This window comes from Peristeroidobacter agariperforans (genome assembly GCF_004138335.1).
Classification (GTDB): domain Bacteria; phylum Pseudomonadota; class Gammaproteobacteria; order Steroidobacterales; family Steroidobacteraceae; genus Steroidobacter; species Steroidobacter agariperforans.
Window position 1 is genome coordinate 26,664 of sequence record NZ_RYFW01000006.1, and the last position, 16,749, is coordinate 43,412.

The window sequence follows — 16,749 nt, forward strand, 5'->3', positions numbered from 1 at the left end:
CTGTGAGTCATCATTCGGTCGTGCCCTGCTGCGGCACCGGGTAGAACTTGTCGTAGCCGAGCGTGAAGCAGTAGTTCTCGATCAACTGGAAGTCCTTCTCGCGGTGCCGGTTCAGCAACACGGTCAACGTCCAGGGGCGCGAGAACACGTCGGGATCTTCGAGCGTCGCCTGGTACTCGATCGTGTTCTCATCCAGAAATTTCCAACGCTCGACCACGTGCAACTTCGGGCCGTGGAAGTTGCCGGCGCGATCCAGCCAAGTCTCGGTGTTGAAGTCAGTCACGTCGACCACCAGCGTGTCGCCTTCCCAGTGACCGCGCGAATCGCCGAGATAGAATTCGTTGTCCGTGACCTCGGGGTGCAACGTGCCATTGGTATGAATGGTCCGCACCGAGTGACCGAACTGGAACAGCAGCGTCAGATCGCGATCGCGTTGGAAGATCTGGAACGGCTCGCGATAGTAGATGCCGCGCGGCGTGCCGAGCGTCCAGCACTTCAAGCGCGGATCGTCGGTGCCGCGAGCGGCGAAGTTTTTCTTCTTCTGCTCCAGGGCCGCGGGCAGATACGGAATGTATTTTCCGTCGATCGCGCCCGCGCTCGGTGGTGCATCGACCCGGCCGGAGTGCGGCTCCAGATCGTACTCGGCGGCACTGGTCGTTTCCCAAATGCCGGAAAAGTCTGGCTTGCCGCTCTTCAGTCGCGGAATCTTCGGCGCGGCCGTCGCCAGCGAGGCGGCGAGCAGGCCACCCATCAATACCGCCAGGACGCGGCCTTTCCTCGTTGAATGCATTGTCGAGCTCACTGCGTCAGGCTCGCGGTCCGAGCCGTCGGCGCGTCTTGTGCACCACCCGTCTGGAATTCACGCCCATCGGGCAACCTGACGATCACGGAGTAGCCGTAAGGGCCGCCGTTCTTCGCGAGATAACCACGAATGTGAACTTCAGTGCCGGGGGCGACATCGGCCTTCTTCAAGCCGATCTTCGCCAGCTGATTCGGCGCACCGAACTCCACGCCCCAGTTCGTAACGGTGCCCTTCGCATCGATAACATCGAAGTACAACCAGCTGTGCGGGTTGACCCACTTGATCTTCGTGACCTTGCCTTTCAGGTCGATCGGCTTGTCGGCGTCGAACTCCGCGGCGAAGGCGTGGTGCGCGGAGACCTGGCTCGATCCCGCCAGCAGGTAGCCGGCGGTGAGCACGGATAGAAACGGTTTGAAGTTTTTCATGCGACTGGAGATCAGAACGTGTAGGTCACGCCGCCCTGGATGAAGCGGCCGGAGGCGCCGTTCGGCGCGATGAACGAATACGGATTGATGCCGCTCGAGCGGTTGCCGTCGACGTACTTTTCCGGATACTTGTTGAATACGTTCTGCACCAGCAGGTTCAAGCGCAGGCCCTGCAGCAGTTCGTAGTCGCAGCCCAGATCCACATAGGTTTCCGGCGAGAATTCCTGATCGACGTTGCCGTTCGGGGTCGCCACGCCGGGCACGTTGCCGACGTTGTACGTGTAGCTGTCGTAATAGGTACCCGTCAGCTCGAGTGACCACGGGCCCCGGTTGTAACGGCCGTTGAGGATATACTTGCTCTTCGGCACGCCAGTCTCGGCGTCGCGGATACGCGAGTTGCCGATCACCACGATGTCTGCGCCGCCGACGTTCACCGAACGATTCACCCGTTCGACTTCAGTGTCGAGGAAGCTTGCCGCCGCGGTGAGATCGAGTGTGCCGGCCGAGAAGTTGAATTGCTGCCGGCCCACGAGATCGACGCCGCGAGTGCGCGTGTCCCATGCGTTCAAGTAGTACGTGGCCTGCGTGTAGCCATTCAGGCCGATCGCGTTGAACGCGGACGTGACAGTTGCGCCCTGAATGGTGTCCGTGATCGTGATGACGTCGTCCACGTCGAGCTGATAAGCATCGATGGTTACCGAGGTGGTGCTCGTCGGACGCAGCACCAGGCCCACCGAGATCGTCGTCGACTCTTCCGGATCGAGCGGCTTGGCGCCGAAGCCGACGGCTTTCACGTCATCGGAACGAAACAGACGCGTGCGGCCCGGCGTGAGAATGCTCGTGCCGTTGTTGGTGAACGTGCTCGTGTAGCCCGTGGACTGATTGCCCAGCTGCGCGAGGCTGGGCGCATGGAAGCCGCTGCTCAGCGTGCCACGTAATGCCACGGCCGGAATGAACTCGTAGCGACCGGTCAGTCGATAGTTGGTCGTGCTGCCGAAGTCGGAGTAATCCTCGAAGCGCGCCGTCAATCCGAGATCGAGCTTGTCGAACACGGTGAAGTCGAGGCCGGCGTAGCCGCCATAGACATCGCGCGTGACCGAGCCCGCGTCAATGGGATTGATGCCGGAGGTGGACGAGCCCGTCGCCCCGACCACCGACGTATCGGTGGCAAAGTTCACGCCCGGAAATAGCGATGCGTACTGGTTATAGATCCCGCCGGGTCCGTACAACGACGCGATCGTGCGACCGGCGAGCGGACCGCTGGTGTAACCGGCCGCATCGCCGAGATCCGCGACGCCCCAATACTCGTGTCGATACAACACGCCCGAAGACACCACCGAAGACTGCAGCCCCGGAATAGCCAGGTCGTTGCTGTAATCCAATGTCACGCTGGTGGTGCGACTCTTCCACGAGCCCAGATAGAACGTGGTCGGGCTGTCCGGACCGTAGCTGGGGTTGATGGTGTTCTCGGTGGTGCGGCCCGTCTCGTTCTGGCCGAACGACACGGCGAAATCGAGATCGCCGAACGCTGCGCCCTCGTAGCGAACACCGGCGACGGCGGCGATGTCCTCAGCGTCGTAAGTCATGAATGGCTGATAACCATTCGGGTACACCGGAATGACCGCGGTCTCGGACACGCGAGTCGGCTCGGTCGCGCTGGCGACGCGCGTATTGGCTTTGACGATGCGCTCCGGATTGACGTAGTTCAGGGCCGACTTGTCGGCGTAGTTGGCCCAGCCGTAGGCACGCACGCTCTCGCTCAGGCCGAGCTCGGCGTTGATCAGCGCGGTCCAGTTATCCCGGGTGGACTGGCCCCACTGGCCATACTTCTTATTGAATGTTTCATTGCGAGGATCGCCGTTCGGGAACAGCTGACGCCAGTCCGCCTCGCTGCGATCGACGTTGTCGTTCTTCAAGCGATCGATACTGACATTGATGAAGCCGTCTTCACCGAGCGCTGTGGCGATATTGCCGAGCAGCTGATGTGTCTCGCCGCCGCCATCGCTGTAACCGCCATAGCGTCCGCCGAGCTCCGCGCCCTGCGAGTCCTTGCGAAGCACGATGTTGATGACGCCGGCGATCGCGTCGGATCCGTATTGAGCTGCGGCGCCGTCACGCAGGACTTCGACACGCTCGATGGCATTGACCGGAATGGTGTTGATGTCGACGACCTGCGCCGCTGGCCACGGGTCCGTGCCGGATAGCTGTGCCGACAGATGACGACGCTTGCCATTGACGAGGACCAGCGTGTACGCAGGACCCACGCCACGCAATGACGCCGAGCGCACGCCCTGCCCCTTCACCGCGTTCTGACCCTGCGGAAAGTTGAAAGAGGGATGCAGCTTCGAGAGCGCCTGATTGACGGTCACTGCGCCGGTCTGGCGCAGCTGTTCGGGCGTAATGACATCGACCGGCGCCGTGCTGGTCAGCGCCGTCGTGTTCTCGCGGGCGGTGCCGAGCACCACGATGCTATCGATCACGCCAGCATCCGTGCTTGCGCCATTTGCGTCCACATCCTGTGCGTGCAAGGTCGACATCGAACCAACGCTCAACAAAGAAACAAAGGCCGCAGCAGGGACGCGACGCATGATGGCAATTCTTCCTCGAAAAACCTACGGGCGGCGCAATCTAGCGACGCGCGCTCATGCGGCGAAATGCCGTGTCGTTATTTGAATTGCACGGAACCGTATGTGATCGATTTCTAACCTGGCCACGACCGCGACCCCGCCGAAAAGTGACCGCCACCCACGTTGCGTCGATGCTGTGACCGCGATGTCACGCGAGCGATCGGTAACCGTAACGGCGATGCAGCGAGCTCGGATGCAATTCCAGCTGTATCGCGCGCAAGCCGGGTGCACGCGACCCGCCGTCACGGCGCGGTCATCTTTGTGCCAGACCGTAACAATCGAGCAACAAAACCTTCATAAACTGGGCTCCCGAGCCACCCGACCGAGCCAGTTCCGATGCCCAAGTCCGCTCCGTTCTCTCGCGCTGTCGCCATCGCAGCTGCTGCCATCGCTCCGCCCGCCTCGGCCGCCGAGAGTCTCGAGCTCTTCATGGATACCGAAACGAAGCAGATTTATGCCGAGCCTGGTCCGAATCGGAAGCCGCTCGGCAAGTTCAAGCCGGCTGACGAGGTAGAGCCTGCAGCAGCGGCACCCGCCACGAACGCACTGGAGCAGCGGGTTGAACAACAGGAGCAGAAAGTTGCAGCGATCGAGCAACGCAACGCGGACACTTCACGCAGCCCGTTCAACGATCGCTTCCAGATTCGCGGCTATCTGCAAACCCGTTACACCGAGATGCTCGGGGGCGAGGAAGGCATCAATCTTTGGTCGGACCGCTCCGTTGGCGATCAGCATTCCCTGGGCGATGCCGACAAGAATTACCTGATTCGACGCGCACGCCTGGTTTTCCAGGGCGATGTCGGCGATCGGTTGTCCTTCTATGTCCAACCCGATTTCGCCAGCAGTGCCGGCAGCACGGGGAATGTCGCGCAGATGCGTGACGCCTATGGAGATGTCTACCTGACCACGGATCGCGTACATCGACTGCGTGTCGGTCAGTCCAAAGTGCCGTTCGGTTGGGAGAATCTGCAGTCCAGCTCCAACCGTGTGGCATTGGATCGTGCCGATGCGCTGAACAGCGCAGTCCGCGACGAACGCGATCTCGGCATCTTCTATTACTTCACACCGAAGCTCGTGCAGGCCCGCTTCGATGAGATCAACAAGCGCGGCCTCAAGCACAGCGGCAACTACGGCATGTTCGGCGTGGGTCTGTACAACGGCCAGGGCGCCAACCGCGGCGATCGTAACGACAATCAACACGTCGTCGCCCGTGTGAGCTATCCGTGGCAATTCGCCAGCGGCCAGTTCTTCGAAGCAGGCGTTCAGGCCTACAGCGGTGAATACGTTCCCAGCACCACTGCTTATCGGACGCCCGAGGATGTGAGCCTCACACCGACGATTGCCGATGACTTCGAGTTCGGTTACGACGATGAGCGCGTGGGCGTGAGCGCAATCTGGTATCCGCAGCCGTTTGGCGTGCAAGCCGAATGGAACTGGGGCACCACCCCGGGACTCGACCGCACGACCAACAGCATCGTGGAGCAGGATCTCGAGGGCGGCTACGTGCAGGCCATGTACAAGCTCGAACATCGTTTCGGCACCTTCCTGCCGTTCGTCAAATGGCAGTACTTCGACGGCGCCAGCAAGGCCGAGAACAACGCGCCGCTCAACGAAGTGAACGATCTGGAGATCGGGGTGGAATGGCAGATCGCGGCGCCCTTGGAACTGGCGGCCATCTACCATCGCATGAACCGCATCAACCTGGTGACCGGCAACCGTGCCGGTCGGATCGACTATCAACGTTTCGAGGCCGACGCACTACGTTTGCAATTGCAGCTCAATTTCTGAGAGGGCAAATCGTCGCATTCCGGTCATCGAACAGAAATACGGCGCCACGATTATGTCGCCCGCCGCTGATTCAACGCGTCGAGGTCGGCGTGTGAGCGTGCCGGAGTCGATACAACATGAAGAGCCCGAACCATCCACTGCGGTCTGCCATGGCGCTGATTGCCATCGGCGTCGCAGCGTCCACCGCGCAAGCCGCTGAGCTGCTCGAGCGCGCCGTTCTGCCGAGCGACAGTTTCTCCACCGGCCCGACATCGGGTCAGTTCGCCACCAGCGGCAACGGCGTCGTCACGCCCTTCATCAACAAGCAGCCCGTGCAAGGTTTCTCGGCGGTGCTACCCGGCCAGCACGACGGCACTTATATGGTGATGTCGGATAACGGCTTCGGTAACAAGCCCAACTCCAACGACGCGCTGCTGCGTGTCTACACCGTGCGGCCGGACTTCAAGGAAGGCATGGTCACGCCCGTGAATCGCTTCTCCGGCGATGCTCTCGAGGGCTTCACTTCCGAGGCTTACATCACGCTGAGCGACCCGTGGCGCAAGGTGCCGTTCGTCATCGTGGCCGATGGCGATGTCTATCCGAGCACGCCGGTGGGTGGCGGTGCTGCGATCCCGGTCGATGCCTCCATCAAGGCCAATCGCCTGCTGACCGGCTCGGACTTCGACATCGAGTCGTTCCGTCGCGCGCCCGATGGCACGCTGTGGTTCGGCGATGAGTTCGGCCCGTACCTGATTCACACCGACGCCAGGGGTCGTGTGCTCGAAGCGCCGATTCCGCTGCCGAACTTCCGCAAGCTACCGAGCACCCTTGGCGGCACAGAGATCAATCCGCTGATCCAGGCGGTGAGCAATCCGGTGCGCACCATGGCCGCGAACCTCGCCGACTCCGGCGGCTTCGAAGGCATGGCGTTGAATGCCAGCAAGAACAAGCTGTATGCGTTGCTCGAGAAGGCGGTCACCGGCGATCCGGTGCGCACGCGCCTGCTGATCAATGAGTTCTGCCTTAAGGAGCGCAAGTACACGGGCAAGACGTTCGCGTATCCGATGGAAAGCGCCAGCAACGCCATCGGCGACTTCACCGCGTTGACCGATACGCAGTTCCTGATCATCGAGCGTGACAGCGGACAGGGCGACGCCAGCGACTCGCGCTTCACCAACCCCGCTCGCTTCAAGAAGATCTACAAGGTCGACCTGAAGCAGATGGACGCGGACGGCTTGCTGATCAAGCAGGAAGTGGCCGACCTGATGAACATCTACGATCCTCGCGATGTGGCCGCGGACGGCAAGGCAAACAACGTGTTCACCTTCCCGTTCACCACCATCGAGGACGTGCTGGTGCTCGACAACAACCGCCTGCTGGTGATCAACGACAACAACTACCCCGGCTCGGCCGGCCGTGCGTTCGGCGTGCCCGACAACAACGAGTTCATCGTGATCCACACGGCGCCGCTGCTCGACTGTGACGATCGCAAGGGCAAGGACAAGTACGATCGGGACGACCGTGGCCACGATCGCGATGACAAAGCGTGCCGCCCGGCGAAGGAATAACGCCGAACCATCCAGGTCCGAGGCCGGGGCGCGCTCCCGTCAACGAGCGCGTTCCGGTGGCGACTTACTTCACCCGGCCGGCAAAGCCAGGTGTGAGCACGGCGATCTTATAAGCCGCGCCCCGACCCACGATATATAGCGTCGTCCTGCCCTCGCCGGCGAAAGCGCCTGACGATTAGAAGCTGGAGCGCAGAATCACGCCGACGTAACGACGCGGGCCAATGCCATCAAAGCCGACCGGCGCGCTGTTGCTGAAGTCGTTGACGCTGGTCGTGTATTTGGTGTCGAACGCATTCTTAGCGACGACGCTCAGCTCGTATTTCGCCGAATCCGTCTCGTGCGTGATGCCGGCGCCCAGGTCAGTGAGCGAGTAGCCGGACTGCTCGCCGTATGGCGACAGTAGTTGCTCCAGGTTGTGCTTGGAGCGATAGACATGATTGCCGAAGAAATGCGCGCCGAAGCCCGAGGCCAGCGGCAACTGGTAATCGAAACCGAAGATGCCGGTCCAACGGGGCGCGCCTACGATCTGCCGGCCGGTGTTGTTGCACACCGCGACCGATGACGGAAACGAGCGCGGGCACGTTGCGGTCGACCAGTCGGTGTATTCCGCCTCGTTGTACGCACCGCCTGCGGTTATCTGCAGGTTCTCCGTGACACGAAGGGCAGCATCGAATTCCGTGCCGACCGCCCGGATCTCCGGAATGTTGCCGAGCCGTGAGCTGAACCCGGTGGGCGACGTCGGATCCGGCTCGCTCGTGACGTTCTGATAGTCACGCACGCGCGTGTAGTAAACGTTCACGTTCAGCGTCAGCAGATCGTCGAACCACTGGCTCTTCACGCCGGTCTCGAAATTCAACGACTTCTCAGGCTCGACGTTCGCAATGCCGCCGTTGTTGTCGAACGCCACCGCACCGGATTTCTCGCCGGCACTGGCGGAGGCATACACCAATAAGTCATCGGTCAACTGGAAGCTGGGATTGATCAGCCAGGCGATCGAGTCATCCTTGATGCGCTCGCCTTCGATGGTTCCATAGTTCGCGCCGGTCTGCGCCGAGCGGATCGCATCGGCGGTCGCATTGCCTGTCGACAACAGAGGCGAGCCATCGAGCAGCGTCGTGCGACGATAGACCTCGTTGGTCTTGTATTCCCAGGTCTGACGCAAGCCGACAGTCAAGCTGGCGCGCTCGGTCACATGCCAGTTCACCTGACCGAACACGGCGGCGCTGTCCGATACCGGCCTCTGATTGGTAACAGCGAAGACATCGCGCAACGATGCCTGCAGCAGAGTCCTGCCCGACGTCGTAGTCAGCGCGCGATACTGCGAGTCGCTGGCATAGAAAGCGCCTGCATCCGCACCATACGTATTGCGACTGGTGGTGTCCGTGTCGATGGTGAACAGATAGATGCCAGTTTGATAGTCGATGCGCTCGGTGATGTCTCCCGTGAGGCGAAATTCCTGCGAAAGCTGACGCGTGTCCACCAACGTACCGCTACGTGCGACGGAAAACCGGGTCTGCTCCTGATCGTTCTTCGCGTCGAAGTGGAACCAGCGCGCCGCGGTGATGGATGTGAGCTCGACCGGGCCTGCACCCCAAGTGACAACGGCTGACGCGCCGTAGTTGTCTGTGATCAGCGGTCGCGCCATGTCCAGCTCGATTTCGTCCCACGAGCCGATGATGGGCGTGTAGCCGCCGAAGTAATCGCGAGCCAGGCGCGTCGTGTACGTCGTCGTGCGCACCGAGCCGTCGTTCAGCGTCGTCGGATCGATCATGAACGGCTTGGTGTTGCTGTTCTCATGCGTGAAAGCGCCGTCGAGATTCAGCTTCACCGACAGCGAATTGCTCGGCTGGAGCAAGAACTGCACGCGGCCGCCATAGCGATTGCGCTCGTGCCAATGCCCGCCGTTGGCGATGTTCTCGATGTCGCCTTCCTGCCGGTCGACAAAGGCAGATGCGCGGAACGCCAGTAGATCGTCGACCAGTGCATTGGAGTACGAGCCCCGCGCCTTGTAAGACTCCGTGCTCAGACCGCCTTCGAGCTCCAGACTGGCCTGCGGCGAAAAGGATGGCCCCCGGCTGGTGTATTTGATCGCACCCAGCGACGTATTCTTGCCGAGCAAAGTGCCTTGCGGACCGCGCAGGATCTCGACGCGTTCCAGATCGGTGAAGTCCTGGTAGGTCATGCCGACGTGACCGAGGAACACATCGTCGACGATCACGCCGACCGCAGGTTCCATGTTGTCGTTGCCGCTGGTCTTGCCGATGCCGCGAATCGAGATGCCGGAGCGGCGCGCGTTCGGCGTGGTTGCAGTCAGCCCGGGCGCTCGCTGGCTCAGTTCGGCAACGGTGAAGGTGCGGTCACGACCCAGCGTGGCGCCGCTCACGACCGAGATGGGAATGGGCACTTCCTGCACCCGCTCGGAGCGATTGCGCGCGGTGACGACCACCTCTTCCAGCCCGCGATCGGTTGAGCCCCCTTGTTGAACTTGATCTGCGCCGCTCGCATCCTGAGCGAACGAAGGAACATTCAAAGCCACGCCGCCGCTCAGCGCCGTGACCAACCCGAGCCAATGTTTCATGTGATGAGACCGCATCGCGCCCCTCCCTGAGGGCGGCTGCAATCTAAGATCGGGACGGTCAACGGGTCAGTCACGGAGCGGTTGTGACTGAGTCACCGGCAGAGCACGCGTGGTGACCGACCCCGGCGGAATATACCGTCGGCGGCCCCGTTACAGCGGTAACATCGTATTAATAGATAACGAATCGATCGGGGTTAGGACTCGTAAGGATCGAGCGGCAGATACGCCAGCGGCGGGCCGCCGTTCGCATCCAGCAGCACGGTCCAGAACGATTGGCCGCGGATCGGCAGCCATCGTAGCTCAGATTCGGGCACGCCGGTTTTGGCATCCTCGACCAGTTGTCTGGCCTCGGGGTGATGTTTGTAGAGCGCCTCCATGGGCTTCGCGCGCTGTTTGATCTGCTCCTTCGCCGCCTCGTATGGCACGTAGTAGCGCGGCAGCACCTGGATGTCAGTCCCGGCGAGAGCCGAGAACAGCAGCGCGTTCTGTTCCTCGACATCCGTCGGCTTCTGAGTGGCGATCAGCTTCGGCCCCCACTTGGGGCGAGTCCGGTACGGAGCCTTGCCCGCCTGCAGATTTTCATCCGCGAGGTCGCCAGCGACCACGACTTCGAAACGATCGCCCACGAAGGCTATGTAGACAGGACGCGCCTCGGCAATGGACAGCACGCCGTATACGAGCGCCGCGATCTGCAGGACGCCCACGATGCTGTAGTCGGTGATCAGCGCGCGTCGCGATTTCTTGCTGTTGTAGATGACCAGCGAAACCAGCGGGCCGAGCACCAGGTCGCAGGCGCTGATCAGCAGGAACAGCTTGGTGCCGCCCATCATGGCCTGGAAGGGATCCGGAAACCATACGAAGAAGATTACCGCCGCAGCCACGGCAGACACCGCCGCCGTGATCAGGAAGTGCAGCAGCAACGCACGAAACTTTTCGCGCCAGACGATCATGAAACCCGCAGCTCCAACCACTCGACTCGCAAATTATCCAAAGCTCCGGGCAAGCGGTGTGTGCGATGAATCACATCGCAGGCTGGTTTTGATTCAACCCTGAGCCGGGGCCGGCGCCCGTTGCCGCCTGGGCCTTGCTGCTCGCGACCGCGATCGGCACGCCGATGCCGAAGGCGTGCACGATCAGACTGGTGATGAGCAGGATGGGCACGAATTTTACCTGGCTCGGGAACGCCGACAATGGCAGCACCACCAGGTTCATGACCCAGTAAACGAGAAATCCGTACAACGCGCCCCACCCGATCGGGTGCGTCACCAGGAACCGCAACCGGGTGCTGGCGAAGTAGTAGATCGCGGCGATCATCAGCATGAGAGCGAAGTGCAACACGAAGCCAAGAGTCGCGGTGGCCGCGCCGCCTTGATACGCCGGCGAGCCTAACAGGCCGCTCGCGACCGACTGTAGAATGCGCATCGGCGGCACACCGCGCGCGGCCGAAAAGCCAATCGCGTAGGTGATATCGATGGCGCCGGCGACCAGGCCGCCCCACAAAATGGCGTAAACAGCGCGATTGCGCGTCATGGTTCTGCCCCCTCGTGTCTACGGCGCGTCGGCCGCTTGTTCTCGCCGTTATGCGAGCAATCTAGCGAATCGGGCGACAAATGTCTGCCGGCGCGCTGCGAGCTACGGCATGTGGCGATCAGCACCGGCCGGCCTCTGGGCTATGCTGCGCGCTGAAGTGAATATCGGATGCGCTCGATGGCGAAGATTCCCCCTGGCGTCGGCCCGCGTTTTCCTCAAGTCGTGGTGTTGTTTGGCGCAACCGGCGACCTGGCGCGGCGCAAGCTGCTGCCCGGCCTGTTTCATCTGACCAGCGTCGGTTTCATTCCGGGCTGCCGCATCGTCGGCGTCTCGCTCGATGAGTTGAGCCCCGATGGCTTTCGCGAACTGGCACGTGAGGCGCTGACCGAATTTTCGGCACGGCCGGTGGCCGATTCGGAATGGCAGGACTTTGCCAACAGCCTGGACTACGTGCCGCTGAGCGCCGGCGCCGCAGCGCTCAAGGCCGCAGTCGACAAGGCCGAGACCGCCTTCACCGGCGAAATCCGCCGCCTGCACTATCTCAGCGTACCGCCGAATGCCGCGTTGTCGGCCGTGCGCATGCTCGGCGAGGCCAGGCTGGTGGAGCGATCTCGCATCGTGATGGAGAAGCCGTTCGGTGTGGATCTCGCGAGCGCCGTGCACCTGAACAGCCAGCTGCACGAGGTGTTCAAGGAAGATCAGATCTTTCGAATCGATCATTTCCTCGGCAAGGAGCCGGCGCAGAACATTCTCGCGTTCCGCTTCGCCAACGGCTTGTTCGAGCCGATCTGGAATCGCAACTTCATCGATCATATTCAGATCGACGTGCCGGAGAGCATCGGCCTTGCAACGCGCGCCGCCTTCTATGAGGCGACTGGCGCGTTCCGCGACATGGTAGTCACTCACTTGTTTCAGATCCTTGCCTTCGTCGCCATGGAACCGCCGACCTCGCTCGAGCCTATCCCGATCAGCGAGGAGAAATACAAAGTCTTTCGCAGCCTGTGCCCGATTCAGCCTGGCGACGTGGTGCGCGGGCAGTACGCCGGCTATCGCTCCGAGGAAGGCGTGAATCCGCAGTCGGACACGGAAACCTTCATCGCCTTGAAGTGTGTGATCGACAACTGGCGCTGGGCCGGCGTGCCGTTCTATCTGCGCACCGGCAAGCGCATGGCCGAAGGCCAGCGCATCATCTCGATTGCGTTTCGCGAGCCGCCAAAAAGCATGTTTCCAGCCGGCTCGGGTATAGGCGAGCGCGGCCCGGACCATCTCACCTTCGACCTGGCCGACCAGTCGAAGATGTCATTGTCGTTCTATGGCAAGCGTCCCGGCCCGGGCATGCGGCTCGACAAGCTCAGTTTGCAATTCGCCATGCGTGACACCGGCCTGATCGGCGATGTGTTGGAGGCTTACGAACGTTTGATCCTGGATGCGATGCGCGGCGATCGCACGTTGTTCACGACCGCCGAAGGCATCGAGCGACTGTGGGCGCTCTCGACCGGGCTGTTGGAGCATCCGCCGCCCATCCGCCCCTATCCGCAAGGCTCCTGGGGGCCGAATGCCATCCATCAACTGATCGCGCCCCGCGCCTGGCGATTGCCGTTCGAGCGCGTCTGGCGCGATCCGGACAAGTTGGGCAGTTGATCTGTATACAGGGAGCGCAGCCTCCCGGCCGGCTCGATGCTCCTTGTCGCTGAGCCGCAGGTTGGATATACGTTCCCGCCAAAGCCAATCTGGCGCCGATGGAAACCAACAATGCTGTCGATGAAGGGGAGCTTCTGGGCGGTGGTAGCAACGTTGTCGGCGGCAGCCGGCGCCGTGCACGCGGCTGACGAGCCTGACACTCGCACGTTGAGCGAACTGCGCGCCGATCTGGACGCGCGCAAAACTACCTCGGTCGAGCTGGTCGAGGCATTCACGCGACGGATCGAGGCCATCGATCGGAATGGTCCGCAGCTGCGCTCCGTCATCGCAGTCAATCCCGACGCGCTCGAACAAGCCCGTGCGCTCGATAAAGAGCTGCAGACCAAAGGTCCACGCGGTCCCCTGCACGGCATCCCCGTGCTCTTGAAGGACAACATCGAGTCCGCCGATCCCATGCCGACGACCGCGGGCTCCCTGGCATTGATCGATAACCTGACCAAGCGCGATGCCCCGATTGCCGCCAACCTGCGCGCGGCCGGCGCCATCATCCTCGGCAAAACCAACTTGAGCGAATGGGCAAACTTCCGCTCCCGCAGCTCCACCAGCGGCTGGAGCGCCGTCGGCGGTCTGACCAAGAATCCGCACGTCCTCGATCGCACGCCTTGCGGCTCGAGCGCAGGCAGTGGCGCTGCCGTCGCCGCTGGTCTGGCGCCAGTGGCCGTCGGCACAGAGACCGACGGCTCCATCATCTGTCCATCGGCAATGAACGGCGTCGTGGGATTGAAGCCGACCCTGGGGCTGCTCTCCGGCAAGCACATCATTCCGATCGCGCACAGCCAGGACACCGCAGGTCCGATGACGACGAACGTGAGGGACGCCGCGTTGCTGCTCGCCGCGCTGGTCGGTGACGCGCCCGCTTGCGATCCGCCCTCCGCCGGCTGCGCCAAGTCCGATTACACCAAGGGTCTCGTGCCGACGGCGCTGAATGGCAAGCGCATCGGTGTGCTGCGTTTCGAGCCGGGTAGAAACGCCTATCTCACGCCCGTGTATGAGCGAGCGCTCAACCACCTGAAGGAAGCCGGCGCCACGCTGATCGAAATCAAGATGCCCGACCTGCCGGGCCTGGACGAGGCCGAGGAAACGGTGCTCTACGCCGAATTCAAAGCGGACATCAATGCCTACCTCGCCGGTTCCCCAGCCAAGATCGGCGTTCGTACCCTCGATCAACTGATCGAATTCAACAAGAAGACGCCGGCGGAACTGGCGCTGTTCGGCCAGGACGGCTTCGAGAAGGCGAACGGCATGCCGCCGCTGACCGATGCGAAGTACATGACCGCACGCGCCGACGGCAAGCGTCTGGCCGGCGTTCAGGGCATCATGAAAATGCTGGGCGAAAACAAGCTGGATCTGATTGTCGCCCCGAGCACCGGCGTCGCCCCGCGTGTCGATTCGATCAACGGTACTCGCTCGCCGGGCTCGTTCACTTCCCTGCCCGCCGTGGCCGGCTACCCGCACCTCACCGTGCCCATGGGTGAATTGAAGGGCTTGCCGTTGGGAATGTCGTTCATCGGCGCGCCGTGGTCCGAAGATGTGCTGCTCTCGGCGGGTTACGCGTTCGAGCAGCGCGCGAAGGCGCGTATCACGCCGAAGTTCACGCCGACGCTCGAAACCGAGCAGAAGGCGTTCGCCCCGGCCGTGCCGTCGCTTTAAATGCTGTCAACCGGCGGCAGCTCTGTTGCTGCCGCCGATGCCTGCCTTACACGTGCAGGTAGAATGCGCCTCATGGCAACGCCCGAACCCACCTCGACCCGCCGACCCCAAGCCTCCATCAGCGTCATCGTGCCCAGCTACAACTGCGGCCACCGGATCGCCGAGGCGCTCGATTCCATCCTCGAGCAGACCTTACCGATCCAGCAGATCATCGTCGTCGATGACGGCTCTAGCGATGACACGGCGGCCGTGGTGGGCGGCTTCAAGAATCCGCGAATCCAGTACATCCGCCGGCCGCACGAAGGCACGGCCAGCGCCTGCAACGCCGGCCTCGAGGCCGCTCGCGGCGAGTTCGTCACTTTTCTGTTCGCGGGCGACCGCTGGAGCCCCGCCTTCGCCGAGCGCATGCACGACTTTCTCGCCGAAGATCCGGGTATCGCCTGCGCCTTCAGCAATTTCGTTCACCTCGATGACTCGACCGGCAAGATGCTCGGCGATCAATTCAAGCTCTATCCCGAAATCAAACGACCGGTGCTGCTGAAAGACGCGCCGAATGCGCACGGTCGCATTCCGAAGGAACGAGCGTTCGGCGCACTGGTGACTTGCAGCGACATTCCGGCGTATCTGCAGGTGATGATGTTCCGCCGGAGTGCGATCGAGAACCTGCGCTTCGAGCCGGCCCTGGGGCAAGGCGCCGACACGAGCTTCGCCCTGCAAGCGTTCATGCGAGGCATGGTCGTGTTCACCGATGAGGTCCTGGCGATCGTGCGTCAGTCGACCGGCCAAGGCGCCCCTGACCTTGCGGTTCCCAAGCTCGGCGGCCTGAAATCACTCGCGCCGCACGTCACTCGGGATCGCGATGTCGCGCCGTACCGGGAACGCCTCATCAAAGCGCATATCGACGCGGCGCTCTCACTAATGAGACGGGGGCAGGTGCGCGCCGGTCTGCGCACTTATAAAGAAGCCCTGCAGTTTCCCGGCTCGGGGCTGCGCAAGTTCAAAGGCTCGTTACGTCTGGTCGCGGCGCTGCCACAGGGCCTCGCGAAGTAAGCATCGTTGCAGCTCGCAGAGCGACATGACGCTCTGAAAGAAATATATGACAGCGTGCTCCTGCGCCATTCCGCAAGGAACCGCAGGTAAGCCGACCCGTTTGTTCCTTGCTAGCTGCGCTTGATACGCAGTCGTCGGAAAATCACCGAAGCGCGAGGACACGACTATGGCATTGAGAGACTTTTTTCGAGGCCGCCGCGAGCGCGACGAGCGCGACGAGCGTCCCCGCTATCCAATGGATCCGCTGTCGCGAGAATCGTGGCGCGAAGACTCCGAGGCCCGTTTCGGCGCGGATCAGCACCGGGACTACGACGACGAGCGTCGTCGCTTCAACGATCGCTGGGAGGACTCATATAGCGGCGCTGGTCACGGGCGCTTTAGAGAGGCCGGCGATACCGAATACGGCGGCTCCAGCCGCAATCCACTCTACGGCGAGCATCCGCTGACGCGCGCCGGCTCCCAATATGACTATGATTATTTCGGCTCCAAGGCCGGCCTGCCTACGACGCAGTGGCGCCGCGATACCGATAGCCAGGAGTTCGACGATCTGGTGTACGGGGGCCGCTCGTTCGACCCGTACGCACCCGATCGGATTCGCGGTCAGTTCAGCGGTCGAGGACCGCGCGGCTATCGTCGCTCCGACGACCGGATCCGAGACGACGTGTGTCAGTGCCTCACTGACGACGATCACATCGATGCCAGCGACATCGAAGTCACCGTGAACGAACGCGAAGTGACGCTCACCGGAACCGTTACTTCGCGCATGCAGAAGCGTCATGCGGAAGACTTGATCGAGCGCTTGTCCGGCGTGCGCGATGTGATCAACAACATCCGCGTTGTCAGCGAGACACAGGGCACGCAAGGAACGCAGGCCACTGGAACACAATCTACGGAATATCAATCTACTCGGCTGGGTGGCCAGATTCGCTGAGCCTGTCGTCACAGCGGCACGCAAGGAACGTGTGCCGCGGTCAGGCAGTTTGTAACCGCTCTGAAATGGACATGCCACGGTGGCGCGGGCAGCATGCGGGTTTGTTGACCTCAACGACGA

General features: G+C 62.2%; 12 protein-coding genes. 6 read left to right on the forward strand and 6 right to left on the reverse strand.

Annotated features, from left to right (window positions below; genetic code table 11):
* Positions 1 to 10 precede the first annotated feature (10 nt).
* Genes EK373_RS29405 through EK373_RS29415 form a run of 3 tightly spaced genes read right to left on the reverse strand, consistent with a single transcriptional unit; the run spans position 11 to position 3,815 of the window.
* Positions 11 to 790, reverse strand: a complete 780-nt coding sequence (locus EK373_RS29405) for a hypothetical protein (RefSeq protein WP_198683742.1) — start codon at positions 788 to 790, stop codon at positions 11 to 13.
* 8 nt (positions 791 to 798) lie between these two features.
* On the reverse strand, positions 799 to 1,227 hold the full coding sequence (locus tag EK373_RS29410) for a DUF6152 family protein (protein WP_129648629.1): 429 nt from the start codon (positions 1,225 to 1,227) through the stop codon (positions 799 to 801).
* Between the two features lie 11 nt (positions 1,228 to 1,238).
* Positions 1,239 to 3,815, reverse strand: coding sequence for a TonB-dependent receptor plug domain-containing protein (locus tag EK373_RS29415; RefSeq protein ID WP_129648631.1), 2,577 nt, complete (start codon positions 3,813 to 3,815; stop codon positions 1,239 to 1,241).
* Between the two features lie 375 nt (positions 3,816 to 4,190).
* Here EK373_RS29415 and EK373_RS29420 point away from each other — a divergent pair, with 375 nt between their 5' ends.
* The gene (locus tag EK373_RS29420; protein ID WP_198683743.1) at positions 4,191 to 5,642 is read left to right on the forward strand and encodes a porin; all 1,452 of its coding nucleotides are present in this window, start codon (positions 4,191 to 4,193) and stop codon (positions 5,640 to 5,642) included.
* 116 nt (positions 5,643 to 5,758) lie between these two features.
* The gene (locus EK373_RS29425) at positions 5,759 to 7,189 is read left to right on the forward strand and encodes an esterase-like activity of phytase family protein (RefSeq protein WP_129648633.1); all 1,431 of its coding nucleotides are present in this window, start codon (positions 5,759 to 5,761) and stop codon (positions 7,187 to 7,189) included.
* A gap of 175 nt (positions 7,190 to 7,364) precedes the next feature.
* On the opposite strand, the gene EK373_RS29430 is transcribed toward EK373_RS29425, so the two are convergent.
* From EK373_RS29430 to EK373_RS29440, 3 genes are all read right to left on the reverse strand, one after another.
* Entirely contained in the window at positions 7,365 to 9,782 is a 2,418-nt protein-coding gene (locus EK373_RS29430) for a TonB-dependent receptor (protein ID WP_129648635.1), read from the reverse strand.
* A 179-nt stretch (positions 9,783 to 9,961) separates the two neighbouring features.
* The gene (gene tfpZ / locus EK373_RS29435) at positions 9,962 to 10,717 is read right to left on the reverse strand and encodes a TfpX/TfpZ family type IV pilin accessory protein (protein WP_129648637.1); all 756 of its coding nucleotides are present in this window, start codon (positions 10,715 to 10,717) and stop codon (positions 9,962 to 9,964) included.
* 70 nt (positions 10,718 to 10,787) lie between these two features.
* Positions 10,788 to 11,297 (reverse strand): hypothetical protein, encoded by a 510-nt coding sequence (locus EK373_RS29440; RefSeq protein ID WP_129648639.1) that lies wholly within the window; start codon positions 11,295 to 11,297, stop codon positions 10,788 to 10,790.
* 177 nt (positions 11,298 to 11,474) lie between these two features.
* On the opposite strand from EK373_RS29440, the gene zwf reads away from it, so the two are divergent.
* From zwf to EK373_RS29460, 4 genes are all read left to right on the forward strand, one after another.
* Positions 11,475 to 12,938, forward strand: coding sequence for a glucose-6-phosphate dehydrogenase (gene zwf / locus EK373_RS29445; protein WP_129648641.1), 1,464 nt, complete (start codon positions 11,475 to 11,477; stop codon positions 12,936 to 12,938).
* A gap of 111 nt (positions 12,939 to 13,049) precedes the next feature.
* Positions 13,050 to 14,648, forward strand: a complete 1,599-nt coding sequence (locus EK373_RS29450; protein ID WP_198683744.1) for an amidase — start codon at positions 13,050 to 13,052, stop codon at positions 14,646 to 14,648.
* A gap of 72 nt (positions 14,649 to 14,720) precedes the next feature.
* Entirely contained in the window at positions 14,721 to 15,698 is a 978-nt protein-coding gene (locus tag EK373_RS29455; protein WP_157994597.1) for a glycosyltransferase family 2 protein, read from the forward strand.
* A gap of 166 nt (positions 15,699 to 15,864) precedes the next feature.
* On the forward strand, positions 15,865 to 16,629 hold the full coding sequence (locus EK373_RS29460; protein WP_198683745.1) for a BON domain-containing protein: 765 nt from the start codon (positions 15,865 to 15,867) through the stop codon (positions 16,627 to 16,629).
* Positions 16,630 to 16,749 lie beyond the last annotated feature (120 nt).